Genomic DNA, 26,259 nt, shown 5'->3' with positions numbered 1-26,259 from the left:
GCCCGATGCTGGAGACCCGGGGATCATGCCCCCCACTGCCTCATGATCCCCGGCTCCCTTTTTGAAATCGCGTTCCTGCGTACCCGCACTCCCCCGCTCCCCCAAGCTCCCCCGGATGAACGCCATGAAGACCTTCCTTCTCCATCACGCCCCCAAATCCGCCAACCAGGATACCTGGACGGTGACGTTCTCCCTTCCCTACATCGCGACCGAATACGCTCCCGCCGGCAACGGCGTCTGGTACGTGAAGACGTGGCTCGGCGCCGAGCAGATCAAGCGCCGCCTCGCGATCCTCTTTGATTCCCCCGACGAGTTGGTCGTGCACGAGCTTGGCCGCGCCGCCGCGTCATCCGCCAATCGTCTGACCTGGCTTCAGGGCCGCCTCGAAGACGACGACACCGACGGCACGTGGCACGTCCCCCGCGGCGTCTGGACCGTCATCCAATCGGCCGTCGGCACCTTGGCGCGCTGACTTGCATAAAGAGCAAACGTCATCCCGGCGAAGGCCGGGATCCAGTCACCATCATTGCACGAAACACGTCGCATTGACGGGGTGCCGACCTCCGTCGGCATGACGGAGGTGTCTACGGCGTCCACTTCAAGAAATTCGCGATCAGCTTGAGGCCGAGCTTCTGGCTTTTCTCGGGATGAAACTGCGTGCCGGCGATATTGCCGTTAGCGACCAGCGCCGTGATCGGGCCGCCGTAATCCGTCTCGGCAACGACGACGCGGCGCTCGACCGGCACCATCGCGAACGAATGCACGAAATACGCATGCCAGCCGTTGGGTCCCGTCGGAATGCCGTCGAGAAGCGCGTGCGGGTGGACGACATTGAGCGTATTCCAGCCCATGTGCGGAATTTTAAGCTCCGGATCGTTGGGCTCGATCGCCCGCACTTCGCCCCTGATCCATCCGAGCCCCGGCGTCTCGACGAATTCGAGCCCGCGCTCTGCTAAAAGCTGCATGCCGACGCAGATGCCGAGAAACGGCCGTCCCTTCTGCCGCACCGTTTCTTCCAGCGCATCGATCAATCCCGGAACCCGTTCGAGCCCGTGCTTGCAATCGCCGTAAGCGCCGACGCCCGGCAGCACGACGCGATCCGCCGCCAGCACATCTTCCGTCCGCGGGCTGACGATGATCTTGGCGTCGGCGCCTGCTCCCTTGGCGGCGCTTTCAAACGCTTTCGCCGCCGAGTGCAGATTGCCCGACCCGTAATCGATAATGACGACGTTTTGCATTTCCTGCCCGGCTCAAGCCCCCGAGCCGAACGGCCAGAAGCGCAATCCGCGCGAACGGTCGGCGGCCATCTGCGGCGACGTGCCATCCGCGGTTGCGATCACCGGCTGCTCCGGCAGCCAGCTTTCGAAGAAGCGACGCTCGCACTCGGCGATGGTTTTGCCATTGACGACCCCGAGCATCTGCCATCCCCGTTGATCGAGCATCCAGCGCTTCAGGCTCGATACCTCGAAACCAAGGTAGATGTTGATCATCAGGAAGATGATGCCGATCCAGCCCGGATCGACCTTCAGCGCATTGAGCAGATAGCCAAGCAGCGCCGAACCCGCGAGATAGGCGACCGCCATCAGCCAAATTCCGTTGGCGATAAATCCGAGTGGCGGGCAAATCGCCGTCAGCCACGAAAACCCGTCCTTGACGAACTCCAGCTCGACCCCGCGATCGATGCGGTCGGCGTCGGACTGGGGCGGTTCATGCACGGTATAGGTCGCCACTGAACTCAAAGCTCCTCACTCCATTCCAACGTTCCGATGCACTTTATGTGTCCGCAGCGCGCCTCAAAGCGAGCCTTTTGTCGAGGGCACCCGGCCCGCCTGCCGCGGATCGACGGCGATCGCGGCCTTCAGCGCCCGCGCCAGCCCCTTATAGCAGGTCTCGGCGATATGGTGATTGTTCTCGCCATAAAGGTTTTCGACGTGGAGCGTAATGCCCGCGTTCTGGGCAAACGCCTGGAACCACTCGCGGAACAGCTCGGTGTCCATCTCGCCGAGCTTCGGTCTGGAAAAATCGACCTTCCACACCAGGAACGGCCGTCCGGAAACGTCGAGCGCCACCCGCGTCAGCGTTTCGTCCATCGGCAGATGTACGTCGGCATAGCGGACGATCCCGGCCTTGTCGCCGAGCGCCTTTGCCACCGCCTGGCCGATGACGATGCCGGTGTCCTCGGCCGTATGGTGGAAATCGATGTGCAGATCACCCTTCGCGCGCAGCGTAATGTTGATCAGCGAATGGCGGGCGAGCTGCTCCAGCATATGATCGAGAAAGCCGATGCCGGTCGAAACGTCGTAGGCGCCCGTTCCGTCGAGATCGACGGTCGCGGAGATCTCCGTCTCCTTGGTCTTGCGCGTTATCGTCGCCTGCCGCTTCACGTGAATCTCGCTCCGCCGTCGAATGGTTAAAGTCTTCCGTCCGCCCCGCCGAGCGTTTATCAGCTTGTCGCCCGGCAGGCCAAGGCCCCAAGAGCCTTGCATCTTGCCGCCAAAAGCTTAACTGACGCGATACATATGACGCACCAGAGCCAAAATGCCGGCGTTCCGAGCTGGCACGCCACCACCATCCTGACGGTTCGCAAGGGCGGCAAGGTTGTAGTTGCTGGCGACGGCCAGGTCAGCCTCGGCCAGACGGTCATCAAGTCGAACGCCAGGAAGGTCCGCCGACTAGGCAAAGGCGACGTGATCGGCGGCTTTGCGGGCGCCACCGCCGACGCCTTCACCTTGTTCGAGCGCCTCGAAGCCAAGCTCGAGCAGTATCCCGGCCAGTTGACCCGGGCCGCAGTCGAGCTTGCGAAAGATTGGCGCACCGATCGTTTCCTGCGCCGCCTCGAAGCCATGATGATCGTCGCCGACGCCACGACCACGCTGGTTCTGACCGGCACCGGCGACGTGCTCGAACCCGAAAATGCCATCGCCGGGATCGGCTCCGGTGGCAACTACGCGCTCGCCGCCGCCCGTGCGCTCATCGACCAGCCGCTCGACGCCGAGACGATTGCCCGCAAGGCCATGTCGATTGCCGCCGAGATTTGCGTTTATACCAACGCCAACATCGTCGTCGAAACCCTCGATTCGAAAACCCCTTGAGCGGCTCCTGAGCGTCAACATGACCAACGGCAGACCAACCGACGATCTCCAGGCAGCCGTCGAAGCGGGCGTCATCGATGCGGCGCAAGCCGAGAAAATGCGCGCGATGCGCACCCGATCCAACGCCCCCCTGGGCCCCGACGGTGAACCCTCCGTCCTCGCCGATGAAGAGCGCTTCCGGTTTCTCAACGGCTTTAACGACGTCTTCCTGACGATCGGCGTCCTGCTGATCGCGGCAGCCTTCCTGACCGTCACGACCACCGGCCTGTTCGGCATCAGCTGGTTCGCGACGCTTGCGGTCGCCGCCGCGACGTTCTGGGTCTTGAGCGAAATCCTCGTCGGCCGCTTGCGCGCCGTTCTCCCTGGCATGGTGCTGTCGGTGCTCTTCGTCACCTTTGCGGCATCCGCTGCGGTCGTCCAGCTTCATTGGGACAACCTCAAAGCCTCGAACTGGGACGTCGGCTCCGAACTCGCCTTCTGGCGCAATCCGACGATGGTGTTCGGTTTGCCCGCGCTCATTGCTTCACTCGCCTATTACTTTCGCTTCCGGCTGCCGTTCGCGCTCGCGCTGATTGCCGTCTTCGGCTTCATCGTCGTCAGCAGAGGATTGCTTCAAATCGGCCTTGGCCCATCGATCGTCGCGTTCGGATATGGCCTCTTTGTTTTGGCGGCGGCGCTGTTTTACGACGCAAAGGATCCGGCCCGCGTCATGCGCTTTTCCGATTGCGCCTTCTGGCTGCATCTCGTCGCCGCCTGCCTCATCGTCTCGCCGCTCATCAACATAATAAAGGAATCGACCGGCGGCCTGGCGACATCGGCAGCCGTGCTTGCAACCGTGTTCGTGCTCGGCCTGTTCGCGCTGGCGATCGACCGGCGCGCAATGCTCGTGTCGTCGCTCGCGTACTTTACCGTTGCCGTCTACCAACTCTTGAGCGGCGGCGTGGCGCTTCCCAACAACGGTGGCATTCCATCAACCTTCACCCTGACGCTCGCACTCGTCGGCGGCTTCGTGCTGCTTCTCGGCGTCTTCTGGCATCCGCTGCGCAACCGCCTGATGCCGATCCTGAGTGCGACCCCAATCGGCCCCTACCTTCCCCAAGCGAGACAATGACCAACTTCTCTCCGCGTGAAATCGTATCCGAACTCGATCGCTACATCGTCGGCCAGGCCGACGCCAAACGCGCCGTAGCCATCGCTCTGCGCAACCGCTGGCGCCGCCAGCAACTGACGGGCGAGCTTCGCGACGAAGTCCTGCCGAAAAACATTCTGATGATCGGCCCGACCGGAGTCGGCAAAACCGAGATTTCCCGCCGCCTTGCGAAACTCGCCGGCGCGCCTTTCCTTAAAGTCGAAGCGACCAAGTTCACCGAAGTCGGCTATGTCGGCCGCGACGTCGACAGCATCGTGCGCGATCTGGTCGAAGTCGGCATGGCCCTCGTCAAGGAAAGCAAGCGCCAGGGCGTGCGCGCGAAGGCCGAGAAAGCCGCCGAAGAACGCGTGCTCGATGCCCTCGTCGGCGCCGGCGCCTCGCCGTCGACACGCGACAGCTTCCGCAAGAAGCTGCGCAACAATGAGTTGAACGACAAGGAAATCGACGTCCTCGTCGCCGATACCTCGTCGCCCATTCCGACGTTCGATATGCCCGGCGGCTCGATGGCGACGATCAACATCGGCGAAATGCTCGGCAAGGCGCTCGGCCAGCGTACCAAGTCGCGCCGCGTCAGCGTTCGCGACAGCTTCGACATTCTGATCGCGGAAGAAAGCGACAAGCTGATCGACACCGACCAGATTTCGGGCGAAGCGATCGCGGCGGTCGAAAACAACGGCATCGTCTTCCTCGATGAAATCGACAAGATTTCCTCGCGCGGCGACGGAACACGCGGCGGCGCCGACGTTTCCCGCGAAGGCGTGCAGCGCGATCTCCTGCCGCTGATCGAAGGCACGACGGTCGCGACGAAGTACGGCCCGGTCAAAACCGATCACATCCTGTTCATTGCCTCCGGCGCGTTCCACGTCTCCAAGCCGTCGGACTTACTTCCGGAGCTGCAGGGCCGCCTGCCGATCCGCGTCGAACTCAATGCGCTGACACGCGACGACATGAAACGCATCCTGACCGAGCCGCAAGCGAGCCTCATCAAGCAGTACGTCGCCCTGATGCAGACCGAGGGCCTGACGCTCGAATTCAAACCCGATGCCATTGATGCGCTGGCGGATGCCGCCGTCGAAGTGAATTCGACCGTCGAAAACATCGGAGCCCGTCGTCTGCAGACGGTGCTTGAACGTGTGCTCGACGATGTTTCTTTCGAAGCCTCCGACAAGAGCGGCGCCACCGTCGTCATCGACGGCCCATACGTCACAGAGCGTGTCGGACAGCTGTCCAAAAACGCCGACCTTAGCCGGTTTATTTTGTAATTCGATTTCCTCTCCCCGCAAGCGGGGAGAGGGGGAAGAGCTGGCGCGGCAAGCCGCAGCTATCAATCGTCCGCAAACGCCTGTAGAAGTGCCCATTCCTGAAGCTCAAAGCCATTTCTGACTATGACCGCCGCGCCCTTAGTTAAGATCGATTCCGAACCGCAGACAGCCAAGCTGTCGCTGGCAGGAATGACTCGCGATCGCCTGAAGCTCGCGCTCGCCGCCGCCGGCGTGCCCGAGAAGCAGCTTCGCATGCGCGTCGGCCAGCTCTGGAGCTGGCTCTACGTCCGCGGCGCCACCTCATTCGACGACATGACGGACGTCTCGAAAGACCTGCGCCGCCAACTCGCCGAGCTTTACACTCTTGATCGCCCCGAGATCGTCTCGGAACAGATCTCGGTCGACGGCACGCGCAAATGGCTCCTTCGTCTCGCGAAGCGCAGCCACGAAGCCCGCCCGCCGGAAATCGAAACCGTCTACATTCCGGAAAGCGACCGCGGCACGCTTTGCATCTCGAGCCAGGTCGGCTGCACGCTGAACTGCTCGTTCTGCCACACCGGCACGCAGCGCTTGGTGCGCAATCTCGAAGCCGAGGAAATCGTCGCGCAGATCATGCTTGCCCGCGATCGCATCGGCGATTGGCCCGGCGCCAAAGGTCCCGACGATGGCCGCCTGCTTCCCAGCGCCGAACGCAAGATCACCAACGTCGTGCTGATGGGCATGGGCGAGCCGCTCTATAATTTCGACAACGTCAAAGCCGCGATGGATGTCGCCTCCGACGGTGACGGCCTGTCGTTGTCGAAGCGCCGCATCACCCTGTCGACGTCTGGCATCGTGCCGGAAATTCCGCGTTGGGGCGAAGAAGCCGACACCATGCTGGCGATCTCGCTGCACGCCACCAACGACGCGCTGCGCGACGAGTTGGTGCCGATCAACAAAAAATATCCGATCGCCGAGCTGATGGAGGCCTGCCGCAACTACCCGGGCCTGTCGAATGCGCGCCGCATCACCTTCGAATACGTGATGCTGAAGGGCGTGAACGATAGCCTTGCCGAGGCCCGCGCCCTGGTGAAGCTGCTCGCTGGAATTCCCGCTAAAATCAACCTGATCCCGTTCAATCCATGGCCCGGCACGCGCTACGAATGCTCCGACTGGGAAACGATCGAGCGCTTCGCCGACGTCGTCAACCGGGCAGGCTATGCGAGCCCCGTCCGCACCCCGCGCGGACGCGACATCCTCGCGGCCTGCGGGCAGCTGAGGTCCGAAAGCCAGCGCCTTTCGGCCAAAGAACGCAACACCCCGTCGTCAAATCCCTGATCGCCTGCCTAATCGCTTGAGCGCACGGCCCCGGGCTATGTAGACTTCCCGCCAGGGTGGGTTTTGGGGCGTAAATCTGTGCTCAGATTTTTCGGCACATTGGGACGGATTTTTCTCGGGCTGATACTCGCCAGTCTGGCAGCGGGTCTCATCACCGTGCTGTTCGTCGATATCGACGTCCTCGCAGGCAAATTCGATCGCCTTCCCAAGACGGTCGCCGAAACGATCGATCTTGCCCTGCTGGCCGCCACCCACATCGCCATCTTCGCGTCGATCTTCGTTTTGATCACTGCCGCGATCGGCGAATGGTTTTCGATCCGCGCACTTTCGTTCTATTTGCTCGTCGGCATCGTGATCGCCCTCCTGGGCTTTAGCGCGCAATACGCCAGCGAAGTCACGGGCCAACCCACGATTTTCAATAACTATGCGATCAAGGCCTTTCTGACCGTCGGCTTTTTCGGCGGCTTCGTGTACTGGGTGGCCGCTGGCCAATTCGCCGGCCGCCGGCCGGAACCGCAGCTCGTGCCTGCCGAGACGGCGACGGCTGAGACGCTGGTCGTGCAACGGGCGGAGTCGAGCGACGACAATGTCAGCGTCGTCATTACCCGTCCTCCCGATGCTGATCGCCAGCCGCGCTGGCGCATGCCGAAACTCGAACGGCTCAAATTTGCCAAACGCGATGGGGCCAGCCCCAGCCAAAACGATGCTCCGCAATCGCCTCAGAGCGACGACAATTCCTCCTCGGCCTGACGCTCTTTGGGCGGCAGACCTCTCGCAGACGTGATTAACCAAACTTGTCCGCTCGACGCTTCGCGGTTGCTGCACTGCAACAGCAGTGCTATGTTGTCGCAGTGTTGGAGGGATAAGCCTTGTTCGATTGCGCCCTGCATTTTCGCTTTCTGCAGAAAGCGACCGAAGCCATGTTCGAAATGGGCCAGGCGTCTGTCGCCGCCGCGCTCGCCTGTCAAAAGCGCTTCTACGAGGAAATGACGCCGGAAAAACTCCGTCCGTCTGAGCCGGCTGTTTGGCCGGCGTGGTTTGGCGGCTGGACACCCGTGGCACGAGCGCCCGCACCGGCTCAGCCTGACCTCATGCAAACTTGGCTGACGATGGCCAATGCTTGCTCCGCTTATTGGTCGGCGCAACAGCCATCGGCGTTTCAGGCGCAAACGCTTTCGCCCACGGCGTTCCCGCCTTCCGTCCAGACCTTCTGGGGCGTAACCCCCTGGACGTTCTATCAGGGCCCGATGGTCGCGATGATGCTGTCGTACGGCGTCCCATATGCGGTTGCCGCGCCGACAGCGCGCGCCAGCACGTCGGCGATGGATGCGGCGGACGCGGCATGCGCGCAGTGGCGCTCGGTCTTCGGCAGCGACGAGGGCCAGAAGAGCCTGGAACGCAATGTTTCGGCTTCCCGCTATTGGACGGGCTACCTGCACTAGATCCAAAAGAATTGGCTGAGCGAGCAGACGCCGATCTAGTCGGCGCCGCCAGCATCCGCAGGAGCGGCAGGCGCTGCCGCCGCCGCGCCGGAATCGCCTCCGCTGTCGGCAGGCGCCGCCGCGGCTGGAGCTTCTTCAGCCGGCTTCGGCTTGGGTTTCTTTGCTGACGCGGTCTTAGTCTTCTTTTTAGCGGGCTTGGTATCGACCGAAGCAGTCGTCGCCGTCGATGCGGCCGTCGAGCCAGTCGCCGCACCTTTCGTCGCCCATGGCAGAACTTCCGGTTCGCCGGGCTTTGCAGCCGCCGTCTTTTTCGCCTTGTCTTCTTCTCTCTTGAGGATGGCGAGCGAGCGGCAGCGCGCTTTCGTCTGCTGACCGGCGTCGTTCGTGCCGGCTGAAACCCAAATGCAAGCCGTGTTGGCCCCGCACTTGTCTTCGCTGAGATTGAGGCACGATGCTTTCGCTGTCTTGGTTTTGGCTTTTGCTGGCGGCGTTGCTGCCGTTGCCGAAGCGCCTGCCGCCGGAGCTGCAGCCGACGTCTCGGTCGCCGGCGCACCGGCAGGCGTCGTAGCCGCCGTTTTCTTTGTTTTCTTATGCTTCTTTACAGGCGGAGCAGGCGTCGCTTCCGCAGTCGATGGCGGTTCCGCGTTCGCGGGCGCAGCGGCAGGCGCGGGAGTGGCATCGGCGGTCGGCGTCGGCTCGGCGGGTGCCGGACTTGATACCGCGTCGGTCGGGTGCGCAGTGGGATCGCTCTGTTCCGATCCCGCAGCCTGCGCCTGGCTCGGTGTATCGTCCGGGGGCACCGTCACAGTCACCTCTTCCGCCCAAAGCGGAACGGCGAGCACAACGCTCAAAAGCCCGAGCCAAATGAGCCTTCCGACAATGCGAATCGATCTGGCCACGACCGCTCTCCCCCACCAAGAATTGTTCCGGCGCTTCTACCAGCTTCCGCCGGTCAGAAACACCGCAAACACCCTTGAACGGCCTTTTTTATGTTCACGAATCGAGTGCAACGCAGTAGCAGCATTCGCTATCAATACTTTCTCGTAAGATATTCATCGCGCTGCTGTAATACGGCGCAAAAACCCTCACGATTTTTCCTTCGTCGAATCGATTTCCCACGCGAGCGCCTGCTCAAGTCTGTCATCGCCCCAGAACAGTTCGCCGTCGCTCGTCGTGAAGCTCGGCGCACCGAAAATTCCGAACGCCATCGCCTCGTCGCTGTTCGTCCTGAGCGCGGCCTTGACCGCCGGATCTCCGGCTAGCGTCCGCGTGGTCTCAGGGTCGAGCCCGGCGGCCAAAAGACATTCCGTCAACACAGCGTCATCGAAGATGTCCAAACCCTTGCCGAAGGCCGCCGCGTAGACCGCTTGACTAAACCCTGCGACCGCACCCTGGCCGCCGGCAGCGATTGCGAGACGGGCCGCCTTTAGGCCGTTGCCCGGAAACGCCGTCGGCATCTTAAACGGAATGCCGTGTGCCGACGCCGTGCGCGCGATGTCGCGAACCATGTAGCGGCCCTTCGCCGGATAAAGATTGAAAGGCGACGTCTCCCAGCCCTGGGATTTGAAAATGGGTCCGAGCAGAAATGGCCGCCACTCGACCGTGACGCCGGCCCGCGAAGCCACCTCTGAAATCCGCATCGCGCTGAGGTAGGAATAGCTCGATGCGAATTCGTACCAAAAGACGACGTTCGGTTTCATAGCCTCCGCCCGCTTTCACCAAACACTCAAAGTAGTTGCGACAAGTCGTGTTCGCGTGTCTACCGCACTTGCAGGCAGCGCCGCCAACCCTATAGTGCCGCGCGTTTCCGCCTGACCCGCAATCTTGAAAAGCCAGAAGAGCCAGACCGTCCATGAGCGCCGCGCCCAAGTCCGTGAAGAAAGTCGTCCTCGCCTATTCGGGCGGTCTCGACACCTCGATCATCCTGAAATGGCTGCAGGAGACTTATGGCGCCGAAGTCGTGACGTTCACGGCCGATCTTGGCCAGGGCGAAGAGCTCGAGCCCGCCCGCCAGAAAGCGCTGATGCTCGGCATCAAGCCGGAGAACATCTTCGTCGAGGACCTGCGCGAGGAATTCGTCCGCGACTACGTCTTCCCGATGTTCCGCGCCAACACGGTTTACGAAGGCGTTTATCTGCTCGGCACCTCGATCGCCCGTCCTCTGATCGCGAAAAAACAGATCGAGATCGCGCGCAAGGTCGGCGCCGATGCGGTCTGCCATGGCGCCACCGGCAAGGGTAACGATCAGGTCCGCTTCGAGCTTGGCTATTACGCGCTCGAGCCCGGCATCAAGATCATCGCCCCGTGGCGCGAATGGCAATTCAAGGGCCGCGAAGAGCTTTTGAAGTTCGCCCGCGAGCACCAGATTCCCGTCGCCAAGGATAAAGAGGGCGAGTCGCCGTTCTCGGTCGACGCCAATCTTCTGCACTCGTCGTCCGAAGGCAAGGTGCTCGAAGATCCGGCCAAGAAGCCACCCGAGATGGTCTATCAGCGCACGATCTCTCCGATGACGGCACCCGATAAGGTGACGACGATCAAGATCGGTTTCGAGAAGGGCGACGCCGTCTCGCTCGATGGCAAGAAGCTGTCGCCCGCCACGCTTCTGAAGGCGCTCAACGATCTCGGCCGCGACAACGGCATCGGCCGCATCGACCTCGTCGAAAATCGATTTGTCGGCATGAAATCGCGCGGCGTCTACGAAACGCCGGGCGGCACGATCCTGCTCGCTGCTCACCGCGCCATCGAAAGCATCACGCTCGATCGCGGCGCTGCGCATCTGAAAGACGAGATCATGCCGCGCTACGCCGAGTTGATCTATAACGGCTTCTGGTTCTCGCCCGAGCGCGAGATGCTGCAGGCCCTGATCGACAAGAGCCAGGACAACGTCGAAGGCGAAGTGACGCTCGAACTCTATAAGGGCAATGTCATTCCCGTCGGCCGCGAAAGCCGGAAGTCGCTCTATTCGCCGACCCTCGTCACCTTCGAGGACGACAAAGGCGCTTACGATCAGAAAGACGCCGAAGGCTTCATCAAGCTCAACGCCCTGCGCTTGCGCACGCTGGGTAAAAGGAACCAGACCAAGACCTGATCGGTACCATTCCGCAAGGAGGCGAACATGATCATCATCACGAGAAACGGCGAGACCACGGTCCTCACGGGCTGGCGCGAATGGCTGTTCAAGATCATCGTTTTCCTGGCCGCGGTTCTGCTCTTCGGCGTCATCGCCTTCGTGATGTTCGGCCTCGCGGTGACGATCGGCGCAATCGCGCTCGTCGTCATTCCGGCCTTGATCATCGTAGGGCTGCTGGGAACTCTGTTCGGCAGTCGCCCATAGCACCCTCACCACAAATTCATGAGGATCGAGAGAATGACAGTCGCGGCGGACGGCCTGCCGGTGGTAACTCCCGCCGAATGGGCGCCTCAAAAAGCCATCTGGACGGCGTGGCCGGCTGACCCCGACGAATGGAACGGCGACCTTGAAAGTCCGCGCCGTGACATCGCCGCCCTCGTTCGCGCCTTGAGCATCGCCGGCAACAAGGTTCGCCTGCTCGTCAACGGAGACGAGGCCAAAGCCTCTGCAGCCGCCGCTCTCGAAGGCGTCGCCGAATTGATCCCGGCGAAATACGGAGACATCTGGCTGCGCGATACCGGCCCGATCTTCGCACACACCGGCAACAGCCGCGTCGCGCTTCGCTTCAAAACGAACAGTTGGGGCGGCAAATACGATCTTCCCGACGACGCGACTGTCGGCGACGACGTCGCGCGTCTGGCCGACACCCCCGTTCGCCAATTTGATTTCGTGCTCGAAGGTGGCGCCGTCGATCACGACGGCGAAGGCACCATCCTCGCCACGGAGCAGACGCTGCTCAATCCCAATCGCAACGGCTGGACGAAGGAAGCCGCCGAGAAGGCATTGGCGCAGGCTTTCGGCGCGAAGAAGGTGATCTGGATCGACGAGGGCCTGAAGAACGATCACACCGACGGCCACATCGACAACATCGCCCGCTTCGTCGCGCCCGCTCGCGTCGTCTGCCAGGCACCAGCCGGCCCCGACGATCCCAACGGCGAAATACTGAATGCCATCGCGGCATCGCTCGAAAAGGCAACCGATGCGGTCGGCCGCAAGCTCGATGTCGTCCGCATCCCCGGCGTCGGCCTTTACCGCAACGCTCTTGGCGAAATCTCACCCGCCTCCCATATGAACTTCCTGATCGCGAACGATGTTGTCGTCGTCCCGATTTATGGAACTGCTACCGAGTCCGACGCGCTGCAAGCGCTCCAGACCGTCTTTCCCACCCGAGCCGTTGTCGGCGTGTCGTCACGCGGCCTTCTCGGGTGCGGCGAAGCCGGCGGCGGATCCTTCCACTGCATCACCCAACAGGAGCCTCTGTAAATGGCGCGGCGTTCGATCACCGTCGGAAGCATCCAAACCTCCTACGGTCCCGATCTCGAAACCAATATCGCCAAGACCGAAGCGTTCGTCCGCGAAGCGGCCGGGCGCGGCGCCGAAGTCATTTTGCCGTCCGAGCTTTTCGAAGGCATCTATTTCTGCACGCGCCAGGACCCGAAATGGTTCGAGACAGCAAAGCCCGTAACGGAGCATCCCGCCGTCGTCTTGCTGCGCGAATTGGCCAAGTCGCTGAACGTCGTCATCCCGATCTCGTTTTTCGAAAAGGACGGGCCCCGCTATTACAACAGCGTCGCCATCGCCGATGCCGACGGCGAAATTCTTGGCGTCTATCGCAAGAGCCACATTCCCGATGGCCCCGGCTATCAGGAGAAGTATTATTTCCGGCCGGGCGACACCGGCTTCAAGGCTTGGAATACCAAGCACGGAAAGATCGGCGTCGGCATCTGTTGGGACCAGTGGTATCCGGAAACCGCGCGCGCGATGGTTCTTCAAGGTGCCGAGGTGTTGTTCTATCCGACCGCGATCGGATCGGAGCCCTACGACGCGAGCCTCGATACGCATCTCCAGTGGCAGCGCGCCATGCAGGGTCACGCCGTGTCGAACGCCGTGCCGATTGTCGCTGCCAATCGCATCGGCCTCGAAGACAACAACGGCGTGAAGCAGAAATTCTACGGTCACTCGTTCATCACCGATCACCGTGGCGAACTTGTGCAATCGTTCGGCGCCGATGACGAAGGCGTGCTCGTCCACACGTTCGATCTCGACCTGATCGAAAGCTATCGCGCCGATTGGGGCTTCTTCCGCGATCGCCGCACCGACCTTTACGCCCAAAGTATTATCTAGGCGCATCCCTCACGCCAGCACGGCGAAAAAAGCGCAAATTCATTGGCATTTCGCGCTTCCGGCGCGTTTCCGCAAATATGTCTTCATCGCGACGAAAATCTCGCCGCATCATGATTTTTTGCTTGCCCTCCGTTATAGCCGCATGAATATAACGTGAAGGGACACCGGGGGGTGTCAGAAAAATTTGGGGTGTGGGTATGTTGCGTAAGCGGGTCGCCGCTGCGATTGCAGTCGCATGCGTATTTCCGATCGAAACGAAAATTGTGAGTGCGCAGGAAGCACCGACGCCTGGAGGAAATGTCACCGCTGATCAGGCGAGCGTCCTGCCGCCGGTCGTCGTCAGCGCTCCCGATCAGCCCCTCATCCGTCCAGCCAAGCAAAAGCCGGTAACGCAAAACAAGTCCGGAACGCCGGGCGGCAGCGGTCAGCAATCGACCGCAGAGGTCGGCGGCGAAGGCTCAGCACCCGGAATTGCGACCGGCGCATTCACATTGGGCCAGATCGATATGATCGGCGGCTCGACGATCACAAACGAAGCCATGTGGACGTTCAACAAGCAGTCGCTCGGCGAGGCCGTAAACCTTCTGCCCGGCGTCTCCTGGGCCAGCACTGGCGCGCCCTCAGCCAACTCGAGCGGATCGCGCAACGAAGGCGATATTTTCGTGCGCGGCTTCAACCGCTTCCAGGTGCCGCTTTCGATCGACGGCGTGCGCGTCTATCTGCCGGCCGACAACCGCATCGACATGAATCGCTTCCTAACGCCCGATCTCGCCGAGGTGCAGGTCGCCAAAGGCTATGTTTCGGTTCTGAACGGACCCGGCGGCGAAGGCGGCGCCATCAACCTCGTCTCGCGCAAGCCGACGAAAGAGGTCGAACTCGAAGGCCGCGCCGGCGTGATCGTCAACGGCGACGTCGATGACCTCAACTCCTGGAATGCCTACGCCTACGCAGGCACCCGCCAAAAAGGCTATTACGCCCAACTGTCCGGCACCATCGTCGACCAGGATCACTTCAACCTGTCGCACGATTTCACGCCGGCCAACTCAAGCACGCAGGGCTACGCCAACGGCGTCGCCGAAGGTTTCTCCTACGAAGACGGCGGCGACCGCGACCACTCGGCATTCCGCGACTGGCGCATCAATACCAAGGTCGGCATCACGCCCAACGCCACCGACGAATACAGCATCAACTACACCAACCAGCAAAGCGAGAAGGACTCGCCGCTCCACGTCGATCGCCAGATCGTCCAGGGCTATTTCAACGGCAGCAACGTCCGCTATTGGCAATGGCCCGAATGGAACACATCGAGCCTTTCTTGGTTGTCGAAGACCAAGCTTGGCGACGCGTCCTATATCAAGACCAATGCCTATTATAATACCTTCGACAACACGATCTCGTTCTATCCGAACGCGACCTACACCAACCAGACGGCAGACAGCCCATACGAGGACTATTCTTACGGCGGCTTCGTCGAGATGGGCACCGACCTCATCCCGATGAACACGCTGAAGGGCTCGATCCACTATCGCAAGGACGCCCACTCCGAACACAGCGTCAACTACGATTACTCGGGCGCGACGACGATCGTCACGACCAGCGGGTTCAAGCGCCAGGCCGAAGAAGTCTGGTCATTTGCCGCCGAAAACACCTTCCACGCCACCAGCCGGTTGGACCTCGTCGCCGGTGTCAGCTTCGATACCGACCAGATTTTGGAAAACAGCGTAAGCGGCAAGGACGCCGGTTCGGTTAAACCGTATAGCGATGCGTGGAACTGGCAAACCGCCGCCATCTATCGCTACAGCCAGACCGGAACCGTGCACGCCGACGTTTCGAGCCGCACCCGCTTCCCGACGCTGTTCGATCGCTACAGCACGCGCTTTGACGCCAAGGATCCCGACCCCAATGTCGATCCCGAACGCGCGACAAACTACGAGATCGGCTTCAGCGACGTCGTCTTTGGAAAAGTTAAGGTGTCGCCTGCCGTTTTCTATTCCGACATCTACAACAGCATCCAAAACGCCTATACGGCTGCCAACTCAAAAACGTCGATCGTCGGCATCAGCCCCGATGGCCATTACTACGGCGCCGAGATTTCCATCGATTGGGACGTGACGCCCACGGTGCGCATTGGCGGCAACTACACCTACATGGAACGCGAACTCGACTTCGCCGGCGCTGCGGCCGACTTGCCGGCGGGAACGACGCAGGCGGTGCGCGATGCGGTTGCCGCGAGCGAGCTTGAAGCTGTGCCGCGCCACAAGGGTTTCATTTATCTTGCCTGGAAGGCGACCGATAAATTGACCTTTACGCCGAACGTCGAACTTGCAGCCGATCGCATCGCGCTCGTCACGAGTTGCTCCTCGACGCTTGTTTCGAGCGGCGGCAACAATGCGACACCGATCAGCTCATCCAACGGCAACTGCGCAAAGGCATCTTCGGGCGCCAAGCAATTGCCGAGCTACGTCAACATCGGCGCTTACACCCTGGTGAACATCCAGGCCGAATATGCCTTCAATCCCAACACAACTTTAGCGCTAGGCGGCACCAACCTGCTCGATCAAAATTATTCACTCGCCGAGGGCTTTCCCGAGCCAGGACGCCAATTCTTTGCTAACTTGAGGGCTCGCTTCTGAAAGGAAGGAACCTGAATGAAGATCAGCGCGAGAAACGTCCTCAAAGGCAAGATCGTCGAGGTCACCAAGGGAGCAACGACGGCGCACGTGCGGATCGACGTCGGCGGCACGATCGTCACGGCGTCGATCACCAACGAAGCCATTGATGATTTGGGGCTCGTAAAGGGTATGGCGGCTTCGGCAGTCATTAAGGCATCCGACGTCATGGTGGCGGTCGACTGAAATGAAACGCTGCCTATTTTTCTCGCTTGCCGTGGGCGCGGCCGCGCTCGCTCTTTCTTCCCAAGCGTTCTCCGCCGAGACCGGCGGCTGCAACAGCTTCGCCTGGTCGGTCGCGACCGAACTGAAATGGATGAAGGCCACCGACAGTCAGGCGGTCGCCTCCGGCGCCAAGCTCCCGTCGCCGCCGGAAAAGGCAATGACGCTGACGCTGGAACCGATGGGCGCGGTGTCCTTCCCCGTCGCCCCGACCGGCAAGCTCAAGCCGCAAGGCGATGTCTACGGCGGCATCGTCAACTTCGACAGCCCGAGCAGCGCGCCCGGCTCGTATCAAGTGACGATGCAAACCGGAGGCTGGGTCGACGTCATCCAAGACGGCAAAGCCCTGAAGCCGACGGCCCACAGCGGCAAGTCCGATTGCGACGGCGTCCGCAAGACCATCCGCTTCAATCTCGACCCCGGCCCTTTCACCGTCGAATTCAGCAATATCGCCAAGGATTCGATCAAGTTCGCGATCCGTCAGGCTGAATAGCCGTGCGGAATTCTGCCGGATCATCAGGCGACCCTTCATGAATTTCATCGCCGATACGCCGAGAGTAGAGCTTTTTCGCCTTGCCGGCATCCCGATCAAGCTCGACATCACCTTCATCCTGGTGCCGATCTTTCTCTTCGGTGTTTTCCAGAGTTCGCCGAACACCTTCATCATCCTGCTGTTCGGCGTTTTCCTTTCAATTCTGCTGCACGAGCTCGGCCACGCCACCCTCGCCCGGCTTTTCCGCGTGCCGGTCGGCGAAATTCTGGTCGGCGGTTTTTACGGCTACGCCCGCATGCTTCAGGCGCCGCCATCGACGTTCGCAAATATTCTGATCTTGTTCGCAGGCCCGCTGACGAACGGCTTGCTATTCCTGGTATGCCGTTATGCCCTCGGTCAGCCGACGGTCAGCGTCACTGGGCAGTTCGGCCCGATCGATCCGCTGCCGTGGCTGGCCGATAGTCCGTGGGGCGTCTACGCCGCCTTCATGCTGGCGCGCATCAACCTGGCAATGCTGGTGTTCAACCTGCTCCCGGCGTTTCCGCTCGACGGTGGCCGCATCTATCGCGACGTGCTTGGATCGGTCGCGCCGCGCGTGCTCGCCATCCGGCTGATTGCCGTGCTCGGCGTCGCCGTCGGTTTGTGGAGCGCTTACACCGCCTATGCCAGTTTCAATCACAACTTGGTTTTGCTTCTGATCGGCGCCCAAATCGCGATCATCAATTGGGCGATCTTGAAGCGGCCCAGGGACGCCGAAGACCGCTAGCCGACGGATTGCAAATTCGCCGCTTCTCCGTGCATATCTGGCGCCCCACACCAACGCCCTTGCTTGGAGCCCGAGATGACCCGCGCCTCCGTCAATCGCACGCTAGCGCGGCTTTACTGGTTCCTGGGCATCGTGCTGCTTCTGCTGCTGGCATCGAAGTTCGCCAACGATGTCCCAGGCATGCCGCCGCTGGTGATCTCGGCCGCCAACAATTTCTATGACTTCATGCGCGATATGTCGTTGTTGATCGCGACCGGCGGCGTCGCCTACATTTCCAACATCTATCAGAAGCGTTCCAACTTCGTCGAAAGCCTGGAAGAAGAATGGCGCAACATCGTGCGCACCAAATCCGTGCTGCTTTCGACCTGCGAAAAGCCCTACCTCGCGACCGACGACTACCTCGCCGCCTATTACAAAGTCAGCGAAACGATCGATACCATGCGCATCGTCTACCGCAACGCCGGCGAAACCGAGGATCTCGTCGGGCTCTATCCCTACGCGCCTTTGCACGATATGCGCCGCGCCTTACAGACGCTCGATCCGCGCATCGAACCCGAGATCACCAGCGAAAAGAAAGCCCTCGTTCGCGATGCGATCCTGCAATCGTTCTTTGCCCTGCGCGAGACGTTCCTTGAAGAACTCGACCTTGAGGAACCTCAGCACCCGATCCTCATTTCCGGCGGACGGCGCATCAAGCAGCCGGGCGCCGCCCGCACTGCCCGCGACCTGCAGGACCGGCAAAGAAAACGTCAGGACAAGTCCGCAGCCTCCCGGCCGGACGTCGATGCGCTGCTTTCCCGTCTCTATGAGGCCGAGCAGCGCCTCGAACGCGCACCGGAATCTAACCGCGCAGAAAAGGCCCCGTAAACGCGCCAAGCGGGCAAGCCTTTACGATCTTGGTGGCCCATCTGTCGCGGGTGACTGGCGATCAGCGCGGGCTTGTGCTACCTCCCGGCCAGCTTTTTGCGGCGCACACATTCCGGACAGACCTGAACTCGAGCGTGGCGCCCTGAATTTTCGGGAAACCTATGGATATCCGTAACATAGCGATCATCGCGCACGTCGACCATGGCAAGACGACTCTCGTCGACGAACTTCTGAAGCAGTCCGGATCGTTCCGGGAAAACCAGAAGGTCGCCGAGCGCGCCATGGACTCGAACGATCTGGAACGCGAGCGCGGCATCACCATTCTGGCGAAATGCACCAGCGTCGAGTGGAAGGGCACGCGCATCAACATCGTCGATACGCCTGGCCATGCCGACTTCGGCGGCGAAGTCGAGCGCATCTTGAACATGGTCGATGGCGTCGTCGTGCTGGTCGACGCTTCCGAGGGTCCGCTGCCGCAGACGAAATTCGTCGTCTCGAAAGCCTTGAAGCGTGGTCTCCGCCCGATTGTCGCGATCAACAAGATCGACCGCCCCGACGAACGCCACATCGAAGTTTTGAACGAGGTCTTCGATCTCTTCGCCAATCTCGATGCGACCGACGAGCAGCTCGATTTCCCCGTTCTATACGGCTCAGGCCGCAACGGCTGGATGGCGCGCGATCCTTCTGGTCCGCCGGAAAACCTGGCGCCGATGTTCGATCTGATCCTTGAGCACGTGCCCGCACCCGCCGTCGACGATGGTCCGTTCCGCATGCTGGCGACGACCCTCGATGCCGATCCGTTCCTCGGCCGTATCCTGACCGGACGCGTCACATCGGGTACCGTCAAGCCCAACCAGGCGCTGAGGGCGCTCGATCGCGAAGGCAAGGTGATCGAGAATTTCCGTGTCCAGAAAGTTTTGGCATTCCGCGGCTTGGAGCGCGTTCCGGTCGACGCCGCCGGCGCCGGCGATATCATCGCGCTCGCCGGCATGAGCGAAGCCAACGTTGCCGATACGCTGGCCGACCCTTCGGTTGAAGAGCCATTACCGGCACAGCCGGTCGATCCGCCAACGCTGTCGATGACGTTCCGCATCAACGACGGGCCGTTCGCTGGTCAGGAAGGCGACAAGGTTCAAAGCCGCGTCATCCGCGACCGCCTGCTGAAAGAAGCCGAGCGCAACATCGCCATCCGCGTCGCCGAAAACGAAGACCGCGACAGCTTCTCCGTCTCAGGTCGCGGCGAGCTTCAGCTTGCGATTTTGATCGAAAACATGCGCCGCGAAGGCTTCGAGCTGACGGTATCGCGCCCGAAGGTGGTCTACGAAACGGACGCCGAAACCGGCCAGCGAATGGAGCCGATCGAGGAAGTCATCATCGACGTTGACGACGGCTACACCGGCGTCGTCGTGCAGAAGCTGTCCGAGCGCAAAGGCGATCTTTTGGAAATGCGTCCCTCTGGCGGCGGACGCACGCGCATGGTGTTCCACGTCCCGACGCGCGGACTTCTCGGCTACCAGTCGGAGCTTTTGTCCGACACGCGTGGCACCGGCATCATGAACAAGCTGTTTCATTCCTATAAGCCGTATAAGGGCGAGATCGCCGGACGCCGCACCGGCGTGCTGATTTCGAACGGCACCGGCGAAGCCGTCGCCTACGCGATCTTCAATCTTCAGGATCGCGGTCCCTTCATGATCAACCCGCAGGACCGCGTCTACGAAGGCATGATCGTCGGCGAGCACTCCCGCGACAACGACCTCGAGGTGAACGTCCTCAAAGGCAAAAAGCTGACCAACGTCAGAGCTTCGGGCAAGGACGACGCGGTGTTGCTGACGCCGCCGATGCGGCTCACCCTTGAAAAGGCGATGAGCTACATCACCGACGAAGAGCTGGTTGAAGTCACGCCGAAATCGATCCGTCTCCGCAAGCGCTGGCTCGACCCGAATGAGCGCAAGCGCCAAAGCCGGAAGAGCGAAACGGAGCGCGCCAGCGGCGCAGCGTAACATCACGGACGGTCATTTCCCCGCGATTTCAATGGCCCGGGAAAAATTCCCGGGTTGCAATGACAGATTTCCCACCCACGTCAGTCCGGTGAGAACCATGTCATAGGAGAGACCAAATGAAACGTTTCGCCATCGTTGCGGGCGCCATGCTCGCGATGTCCGTTCCCGCGTTCGCCGATACGCCGCTCACCGAGGACGAAATGAAAAGCGCGACGGCCGCTGCGTCCGGCTTGGGCTGTGAAGGCGGCAAGTGGGAAAAGGAAACCGAAGGCAGCGGCGTCTACGAACTCGATGACGCCAAGTGCAAGGGTGGCCAGTATGACTTGAAGTTCGACAAGGACTTCAAACTCCTCGACATGGACGCCGACTGATCTCCCCGAATTTGATCGTTTCAGCGGACGGCTTCACGGCCGTCCGCTTTTTATTGCGGGAATAGCCGTGCTTGAGTTCATCCCGAGCATCCATTTGGCCCCGTGCAGATCCGCCGATCGGACCCCATCCGTCAAACCTGCCGGCAACGATTTGACTTCACCAACGGGCTTTGGTTTGTGTTTGCCCGAAGGCCTGATCCCATTGTGCGCGCGGGCCGCTGGCGAAATGCGCTCAAGAATGCTTCAGGACTTCATACAAAGCACTGGCCTCCACGATCTGCGGGGGCGTCCGTGATCACGTGGCCCGACGGCATCACGCCGACGCCCGCCTTCGAGAGAGCGGCAGCCTTCCTCGCCGAAGACACCGGCAATCTCTTCGTCACCGGCCGCGCCGGAACCGGCAAGTCGACGCTGCTCAAAGCTCTCCGCGATGCCTACGAGGATCGCATGGTCGTGCTCGCGCCGACCGGCCTTGCGGCGATCAACATCGGCGGCCAGACCATCCATTCCTTTTTTGGCTTCCCCCCGCGCCTCATTCAGCAGAACGATATCAAGCGCAGCCGCAACGGCCGCGTCATGCGCAAGCTCGAATTCGTCGTCATCGACGAAGCCTCGATGGTGCGCTCGGATTTGATGTGGGCGATTGATCAGTCGCTGCGCATCAACCGCGGTCGGCCGCGCGAACCCTTCGGCGGCGCGCGGATTCTGCTGTTCGCCGACTTGCATCAGCTGCCGCCCGTCGTTCAGGAGCGGGAAGTTTTAGCTCACCTCACCGAAGAGCACGGCAGCCCGTTTTTCTTCTCCATTCCGGCATTGCGCGAGGGCAGTGGCACCGCGTTGCTCGAACTCGAGCAGATCTTCCGCCAGACCGACGACGCGCTCATTCACGTCCTCAACGCCGTCCGTGACGGCAACGTCAGCGACGAAGATTTGGCCTTCATCAACAAGCGCGTCAGCCCGATCCGCACGTTGTCGGAAGGCGAGCCCTACGTCATTCTGACGACGACGAATGCCGCCGCCAAGCGCATCAACACCGCCTATCTCGACGCCCTTCCCGGTCGCGCGCAGCGCTTCGATGCCAACGTCACCGGCGACTTTGCCGCCAACGTTCAGCCGGCCGAAACCGCACTCGAACTGAAGCCCGGTGCAAAGGTCATGATGCTGCGAAACGACCCGGATCGGCGATGGGTCAACGGCACGATCGCGCGCGTCTCGCGCCTGACCGAAAGACAGGTTTTCGTCGAAGTCTCGGGCAAGGAGTACGAGGTCGAGCAGGTGGCGTGGGAACACCGCCGCTACGCCTTCGATCAATCGGAAGAAAAGATCGTCGAGACGGTTGCCGGCACGTTCAAACAGTTTCCTCTTCGTCTCGCTTGGGCGCTCACGATCCACAAAGCGCAAGGCCTGACCTTGGATAAGGTCTATATCGACCTGGGCTCGGGCACGTTCGCTCACGGCCAAACTTACGTTGCTCTGTCCCGCTGCCGCACGCTTGAAGGCTTGGCCCTCGCCCGTCCCCTCACTCGCCGCGACATAATGTTCGATCCGAGCGCGATCGGGTATCGCGATGTTTTCTCCCGACTTTGACAGGCAACGAAACCTGCCTAAAATTTCATTTCGCAAATGCGAACAACAGGATAGGGAATGCCTGCCCGCCTGGGTCAGTGTACTGACATATTTGGGGCATAAGGACGCGATTTGAGAGTCCGAAATGCCGATTTCACGGGTGCACGGCAAAAACTTGTTGCATTGCACAATCAGTCTGCATATATATTCACCACTGGTTTCGCCGTCGTGCACCAGACAGCAGCATTTCGAAAATAACCAAAGCCGATATTCGCTTCAGGAGTGACCCCAATGACAGACGCTTTTACCCGTCAAGTCCAAGACTTCACCAAGCAAGCCCAAGAAATGTTTACGGCCGGCAAGGACGCGAAGGTTCCCGAGAACATCTCGGCTTTCGCAGAAGATGCCATCGCCAAGTCGCGCGACGCCTATCACAAGCTCACCACGCTCGCGAAGGACAACGCCAAGGTCGCCGAGGAAGTGCTGTTGACGACCCAGGCCGGCGCCAAGTCGATCGGTGAGAAGATCGTCGCCAATACGCTCGCCAACACGGAAGCTGCATTCGAAGCTGCCCAGGCGATCGCACGCGCTCGCACCTTCCCCGAAATCGCTCGCCTGCAGGCCAACTACTGGCAGCAGCAGTTCGCCGTTGCCGGCTCGCAGTCGAAAGAGCTCTTCGAGCTTTCGAGCAAGGTGACGAAGCAGGCGCTCGAGACCGTTGGCGCAGCGACGACGAAGTCGTTCGAGCAGTTCAAGAGCGTCGGCTGAAAACGCGCCGCGTCACGCGGCGTGAATTGCATAAAGCAATTGTAAGTGGGGCACTTCACGAACCTGACGCGGAGCACAGTCTCCGCGTCATTTATTTTTTCAAGTTCGCCCTTCCGTCATGATGCCTTTTCCCCGACTAGGGGTTAGAGTGTCTTCATGCTGAACCAGGGCCTCACGGTTTCTGTCCGCAACGCGCGCACTGCCGATGCCGCAGCGCTCGCCACGATTTTCCGCGATTCCTGGCGTCTCGCGTATACGGGCATTATTCCGGCGCTCCATCTCGAACGCGAGGTCTTACGTCGCGACGCCAGTTGGTGGCGCCGCGCCGTCGTCGCCGAACGAAATCTTCTCGTCGTCCTGCATGGTGAAACGCTGGCCGGCTACGCCACCTGCGGCCGCGCGCGCGGGGGAGGCCGCGATATCGGCGAAATCTACGAGCTTTATCTTGCCCCCGTCTATCAGGGGCTCGGTATGGGCGCCCATCTGTTCGAGGCCTGCCGCGCCACGCTCGATGCCTTGGATCTCGAGCGAATGATCGTTTGGGCGCTTGAGGGCAACGAAAAGGCGCATGCCTTTTATCTGCGTTGCGGCGGTCGCCCGGCGCGCCGCTCCTGTGTCCGCTTCGGCAAAGAGCTGAGCACGCGAATCGCGTTCGAATGGTGATGCCCGCGGTTCGTCCGCAGCGGCTTTAATCGCGTCCGCGTTATTTACTTTCATGGCCCCGGCGTGCGACCTATGAACTGTTGTGCGCGGCCCGCTTTCCCGGCAAGTGTGGCGCGCAAAAATGCTTTCATTTCGAGGTCAATTCCGATGCGTCTCGACGCCATCCTTCCCGGCAAAAACCCGCCCGACGATATCAACGTCGTTATCGAAGTCCCCGTCGGGGGCGAACCGATCAAATACGAAATGGACAAGGCGTCCGGAGCGTTGATCGTCGATCGCTTCCTCTACACCCCGATGCGCTATCCCGGGAACTATGGCTTCGTTCCGCACACGCTGTCGTCGGACGGTGATCCGATCGACGTTCTCGTTTGCAATACCCGTGCGATTTTTCCCGGCGCCGTTATCAACTGCCGCCCCGTCGGGGTCCTGGTGATGGAGGATGACGGCGGCGGCGATGAAAAGATCATCGCAGTCCCCTCGAGCAAGCTCACCAAGCGTTATGAAGCGGTGAAGACGTACACCGATCTGCCCAAGATCTCGGTCGAGCAGATCGAGCACTTTTTCGCTCACTATAAGGATCTCGAACCCGGCAAATGGGTGAAGATCGACCATTGGGGCCATGCCGACGAAGCGCGCGACCTCATCATCAAATCTCTGGAACGGGCGAAGACGCACGCCTGATTTTGCGCCTGCCGTTTGACCGGCATCAACGAACACACCGTTTACCGTCCCCGGTCGGCGATTTTGCCGGCCTTCCTCTTTACGCTCGCCCGACGGCGTTGCTATATCGGCCCGCCGAAGGGCAATCGTCGAGCCGACCGGAGTTGACATGAAGATCGCCGTCATGGGCGCGGCCGGCCGGATGGGCCGCGAACTGATACGGGTGATCGCAGCGGAGCCGGGCTGCACGATCAGCGGCGCGACCGAAGCGGCCGGATCCTCCCTGTTGGGCCAGGACATCGGCACGCTCGCCGGCCTGGAGCCGATCGGAACAACCATCAGCAGCGACGCCGCCGCCGTTATCACCGGCTCCGACGTCATCATCGACTTCACGGTTCCAAAAGCCAGCGTCGAATTCGCGCGCCTGGCGGCAAAATCCAAAACCGCCGCCGTCATCGGCACCACCGGTTTCGATGCCGCCTCCGACGCTGCAATCGCCGACGCCGCCAAGACTACGGCGATCGTCAAGGCCGGAAACATGAGCCTCGGCGTCAATTTGCTTGTGGCGCTCGCACGTCAGGCCGCCGCTGCCCTGGGGAACGACTTCGACATCGAGATCGTTGAAATGCATCATCGCATGAAGGTCGATGCGCCGTCAGGCACGGCCTTGATGCTGGGCGAAGCGGCCGCATCGGGCCGCGGCGTCAAGCTCGACGACCGTTCGGTGCGCGGCCGCGACGGCCTTACCGGTCAGCGTCGCCGTGGTGATATTGGCTTTGCGGCGTTACGTGGCGGCACTGTGGTTGGCGAACACACCGTGATTTTCGCCGGCGACGGCGAACAGATCGAACTGACCCACCGCGCCACCGATCGCGGTATTTTTGCCCGCGGCGCCGTCAAGGCCGCGCTTTGGACAAACGGCCGTGCGCCAGGTCTTTACAATATGGCCGATGTGTTAGGAATTTCGCTTTAAAGGCTTGCCGGAAGCGCGACTGGAGACGCCTAGACGCAGACATGACAGACGCTCTGACCGACAACATCCTTGTTCTGGTGCGGCATGGCGAGAGTGAGTGGAATAAGCTCAATCTCTTTACCGGCTGGCGCAATCCCGACCTGACCGAGAAAGGCGTGATCGAAGCGCGCGTCGCCGGCCGCATGATCCGCGACCACAGCGTGAAATTCGACATTGCCTTCACCAGCGCATTGAAACGCGCCCAGCATACCCTCGACATCATCTTGGCCGAACTCAATCAGCCCGACGTGCCGATCATCAAGGACGCCGCCTTGAACGAGCGCGACTATGGCGCCTTGTCCGGCCTCAACAAGGATGAGGCGCGCAAGCGATGGGGTGAAGCCCAGGTGCAGACATGGCGCCGGTCCTACGATATCGCCCCGCCCGACGGCGAAAGCCTGAAAGACACCCTCGCCCGCGTGCGCCCCTATTACGATAAAATGATTTGGCCGCAGATCACGGCGAGCAAGAACGTCATCATCGTCGCGCATGGCAACTCGTTGCGCTCGCTGGTGATGATCCTTGAAAACCTCGACAAGGACGAAATCCTGGAGCGCGAGCTTGCCACCGGCGCTCCCATTTTGTATCGCCTCGGCGCGGACGGCCGCGCCATCGATCGCAAGGACCTTTTACCTGCCCGCTCGCTGGCGGCGCCGCCTGAAGATCGTATCATGTGATCGCACAC

General features: G+C 61.2%; 29 protein-coding genes. 24 read left to right on the top strand and 5 right to left on the bottom strand.

Annotation, left to right across the window (positions count from 1 at the left end):
• Positions 1–124: 124 nt before the first annotated feature.
• A complete protein-coding gene (locus QM780_RS15045; RefSeq protein WP_415071256.1) occupies positions 125–472 on the top strand; it encodes a hypothetical protein in 348 nt (115 codons plus the stop codon).
• 112 nt (positions 473–584) lie between these two features.
• On the opposite strand, the gene hisH is transcribed toward QM780_RS15045, so the two are convergent.
• The 3 genes from hisH to hisB form a co-directional block, all read right to left on the bottom strand.
• Positions 585–1,238 (bottom strand): imidazole glycerol phosphate synthase subunit HisH, encoded by a 654-nt coding sequence (gene hisH, locus QM780_RS15040; RefSeq protein ID WP_415071255.1) that lies wholly within the window; start codon positions 1,236–1,238, stop codon positions 585–587.
• Between the two features lie 12 nt (positions 1,239–1,250).
• Positions 1,251–1,730: a DUF2628 domain-containing protein gene (locus tag QM780_RS15035; protein ID WP_415071254.1), complete on the bottom strand. Its 480-nt coding sequence runs from the start codon at positions 1,728–1,730 to the stop codon at positions 1,251–1,253.
• Positions 1,731–1,793: 63 nt separating this feature from the next.
• Positions 1,794–2,384, bottom strand: a complete 591-nt coding sequence (hisB, locus tag QM780_RS15030; RefSeq protein ID WP_415071253.1) for an imidazoleglycerol-phosphate dehydratase HisB — start codon at positions 2,382–2,384, stop codon at positions 1,794–1,796.
• A 135-nt stretch (positions 2,385–2,519) separates the two neighbouring features.
• Between hisB and hslV the strand changes: the two genes are divergently transcribed.
• The 6 genes from hslV (at position 2,520) to QM780_RS15000 (ending at position 8,263) form a co-directional block, all read left to right on the top strand.
• Positions 2,520–3,092 (top strand): ATP-dependent protease subunit HslV, encoded by a 573-nt coding sequence (gene hslV, locus QM780_RS15025; protein ID WP_415071252.1) that lies wholly within the window; start codon positions 2,520–2,522, stop codon positions 3,090–3,092.
• Positions 3,093–3,111: 19 nt separating this feature from the next.
• Positions 3,112–4,203 (top strand): hypothetical protein, encoded by a 1,092-nt coding sequence (locus QM780_RS15020; protein ID WP_415071251.1) that lies wholly within the window; start codon positions 3,112–3,114, stop codon positions 4,201–4,203.
• Positions 4,200–5,504 (top strand): ATP-dependent protease ATPase subunit HslU, encoded by a 1,305-nt coding sequence (gene hslU / locus QM780_RS15015; protein ID WP_415071250.1) that lies wholly within the window; start codon positions 4,200–4,202, stop codon positions 5,502–5,504. The genes QM780_RS15020 and hslU overlap by 4 nt, the downstream gene beginning before the upstream one ends.
• 123 nt (positions 5,505–5,627) lie before the next feature.
• The gene (gene rlmN / locus QM780_RS15010; protein WP_415071249.1) at positions 5,628–6,821 is read left to right on the top strand and encodes a 23S rRNA (adenine(2503)-C(2))-methyltransferase RlmN; all 1,194 of its coding nucleotides are present in this window, start codon (positions 5,628–5,630) and stop codon (positions 6,819–6,821) included.
• A 78-nt stretch (positions 6,822–6,899) separates the two neighbouring features.
• Entirely contained in the window at positions 6,900–7,571 is a 672-nt protein-coding gene (locus tag QM780_RS15005; RefSeq protein WP_415071248.1) for a hypothetical protein, read from the top strand.
• 119 nt (positions 7,572–7,690) lie between these two features.
• A complete protein-coding gene (locus tag QM780_RS15000; protein ID WP_415071247.1) occupies positions 7,691–8,263 on the top strand; it encodes a hypothetical protein in 573 nt (190 codons plus the stop codon).
• 35 nt (positions 8,264–8,298) lie between these two features.
• On the opposite strand, the gene QM780_RS14995 is transcribed toward QM780_RS15000, so the two are convergent.
• Both QM780_RS14995 and QM780_RS14990 read right to left on the bottom strand, forming a co-directional pair.
• The gene (locus QM780_RS14995) at positions 8,299–9,162 is read right to left on the bottom strand and encodes a hypothetical protein (protein ID WP_415071246.1); all 864 of its coding nucleotides are present in this window, start codon (positions 9,160–9,162) and stop codon (positions 8,299–8,301) included.
• 186 nt (positions 9,163–9,348) lie between these two features.
• The gene (locus QM780_RS14990) at positions 9,349–9,963 is read right to left on the bottom strand and encodes a 2-hydroxychromene-2-carboxylate isomerase (protein WP_415071245.1); all 615 of its coding nucleotides are present in this window, start codon (positions 9,961–9,963) and stop codon (positions 9,349–9,351) included.
• Between the two features lie 152 nt (positions 9,964–10,115).
• Between QM780_RS14990 and QM780_RS14985 the strand changes: the two genes are divergently transcribed.
• The 17 genes from QM780_RS14985 to QM780_RS14905 all read left to right on the top strand — a co-directional run bounded on the left by QM780_RS14985 (position 10,116) and on the right by QM780_RS14905 (position 26,251).
• A complete protein-coding gene (locus tag QM780_RS14985; protein WP_415071244.1) occupies positions 10,116–11,351 on the top strand; it encodes an argininosuccinate synthase in 1,236 nt (411 codons plus the stop codon).
• 27 nt (positions 11,352–11,378) lie between these two features.
• Complete coding sequence (locus QM780_RS14980; RefSeq protein ID WP_415071243.1) at positions 11,379–11,597, top strand: hypothetical protein; 219 nt, start codon at positions 11,379–11,381, stop codon at positions 11,595–11,597.
• 33 nt (positions 11,598–11,630) lie between these two features.
• The gene (locus QM780_RS14975) at positions 11,631–12,656 is read left to right on the top strand and encodes an agmatine deiminase family protein (protein WP_415071242.1); all 1,026 of its coding nucleotides are present in this window, start codon (positions 11,631–11,633) and stop codon (positions 12,654–12,656) included.
• A complete protein-coding gene (gene aguB, locus QM780_RS14970; RefSeq protein ID WP_415071241.1) occupies positions 12,657–13,517 on the top strand; it encodes an N-carbamoylputrescine amidase in 861 nt (286 codons plus the stop codon).
• A 197-nt stretch (positions 13,518–13,714) separates the two neighbouring features.
• On the top strand, positions 13,715–16,150 hold the full coding sequence (locus QM780_RS14965) for a TonB-dependent receptor plug domain-containing protein (RefSeq protein WP_415071240.1): 2,436 nt from the start codon (positions 13,715–13,717) through the stop codon (positions 16,148–16,150).
• Between the two features lie 15 nt (positions 16,151–16,165).
• Positions 16,166–16,372, top strand: a complete 207-nt coding sequence (locus QM780_RS14960) for a TOBE domain-containing protein (RefSeq protein WP_415071239.1) — start codon at positions 16,166–16,168, stop codon at positions 16,370–16,372.
• Between the two features lies 1 nt (position 16,373).
• Positions 16,374–16,901 carry a hypothetical protein gene (locus QM780_RS14955; RefSeq protein ID WP_415071238.1) on the top strand — a complete coding sequence of 176 codons (528 nt, stop codon included), beginning with the start codon at positions 16,374–16,376 and terminating at the stop codon, positions 16,899–16,901.
• A 37-nt stretch (positions 16,902–16,938) separates the two neighbouring features.
• Positions 16,939–17,667 (top strand): site-2 protease family protein, encoded by a 729-nt coding sequence (locus tag QM780_RS14950; RefSeq protein ID WP_415071237.1) that lies wholly within the window; start codon positions 16,939–16,941, stop codon positions 17,665–17,667.
• Positions 17,668–17,742: 75 nt separating this feature from the next.
• Entirely contained in the window at positions 17,743–18,534 is a 792-nt protein-coding gene (locus QM780_RS14945) for a hypothetical protein (protein ID WP_415071236.1), read from the top strand.
• A 161-nt stretch (positions 18,535–18,695) separates the two neighbouring features.
• Positions 18,696–20,534 (top strand): translational GTPase TypA, encoded by a 1,839-nt coding sequence (gene typA / locus QM780_RS14940; protein WP_415071235.1) that lies wholly within the window; start codon positions 18,696–18,698, stop codon positions 20,532–20,534.
• Between the two features lie 116 nt (positions 20,535–20,650).
• The gene (locus tag QM780_RS14935; protein WP_415071234.1) at positions 20,651–20,905 is read left to right on the top strand and encodes a hypothetical protein; all 255 of its coding nucleotides are present in this window, start codon (positions 20,651–20,653) and stop codon (positions 20,903–20,905) included.
• Positions 20,906–21,196: 291 nt separating this feature from the next.
• Complete coding sequence (locus tag QM780_RS14930) at positions 21,197–22,492, top strand: ATP-dependent DNA helicase (protein WP_415071233.1); 1,296 nt, start codon at positions 21,197–21,199, stop codon at positions 22,490–22,492.
• A 270-nt stretch (positions 22,493–22,762) separates the two neighbouring features.
• The gene (locus tag QM780_RS14925; RefSeq protein WP_415071232.1) at positions 22,763–23,239 is read left to right on the top strand and encodes a phasin family protein; all 477 of its coding nucleotides are present in this window, start codon (positions 22,763–22,765) and stop codon (positions 23,237–23,239) included.
• Between the two features lie 156 nt (positions 23,240–23,395).
• Positions 23,396–23,902 carry a GNAT family N-acetyltransferase gene (locus QM780_RS14920; RefSeq protein ID WP_415071231.1) on the top strand — a complete coding sequence of 169 codons (507 nt, stop codon included), beginning with the start codon at positions 23,396–23,398 and terminating at the stop codon, positions 23,900–23,902.
• A 147-nt stretch (positions 23,903–24,049) separates the two neighbouring features.
• Entirely contained in the window at positions 24,050–24,583 is a 534-nt protein-coding gene (gene ppa / locus QM780_RS14915; protein ID WP_415071230.1) for an inorganic diphosphatase, read from the top strand.
• Between the two features lie 148 nt (positions 24,584–24,731).
• Entirely contained in the window at positions 24,732–25,535 is an 804-nt protein-coding gene (dapB, locus tag QM780_RS14910; protein WP_415071229.1) for a 4-hydroxy-tetrahydrodipicolinate reductase, read from the top strand.
• A 53-nt stretch (positions 25,536–25,588) separates the two neighbouring features.
• Positions 25,589–26,251, top strand: a complete 663-nt coding sequence (locus QM780_RS14905) for a 2,3-bisphosphoglycerate-dependent phosphoglycerate mutase (RefSeq protein WP_415072058.1) — start codon at positions 25,589–25,591, stop codon at positions 26,249–26,251.
• Positions 26,252–26,259: the final 8 nt, after the last annotated feature.

It is taken from the genome of Hyphomicrobium sp. (assembly GCF_047600905.1).
In the GTDB taxonomy this organism is placed as follows: Bacteria; Pseudomonadota; Alphaproteobacteria; order Rhizobiales; family Hyphomicrobiaceae; genus Hyphomicrobium_B.
Note: the sequence above shows the minus strand (reverse complement) of the source record. Positions and strands in the feature narration are given on the sequence as shown.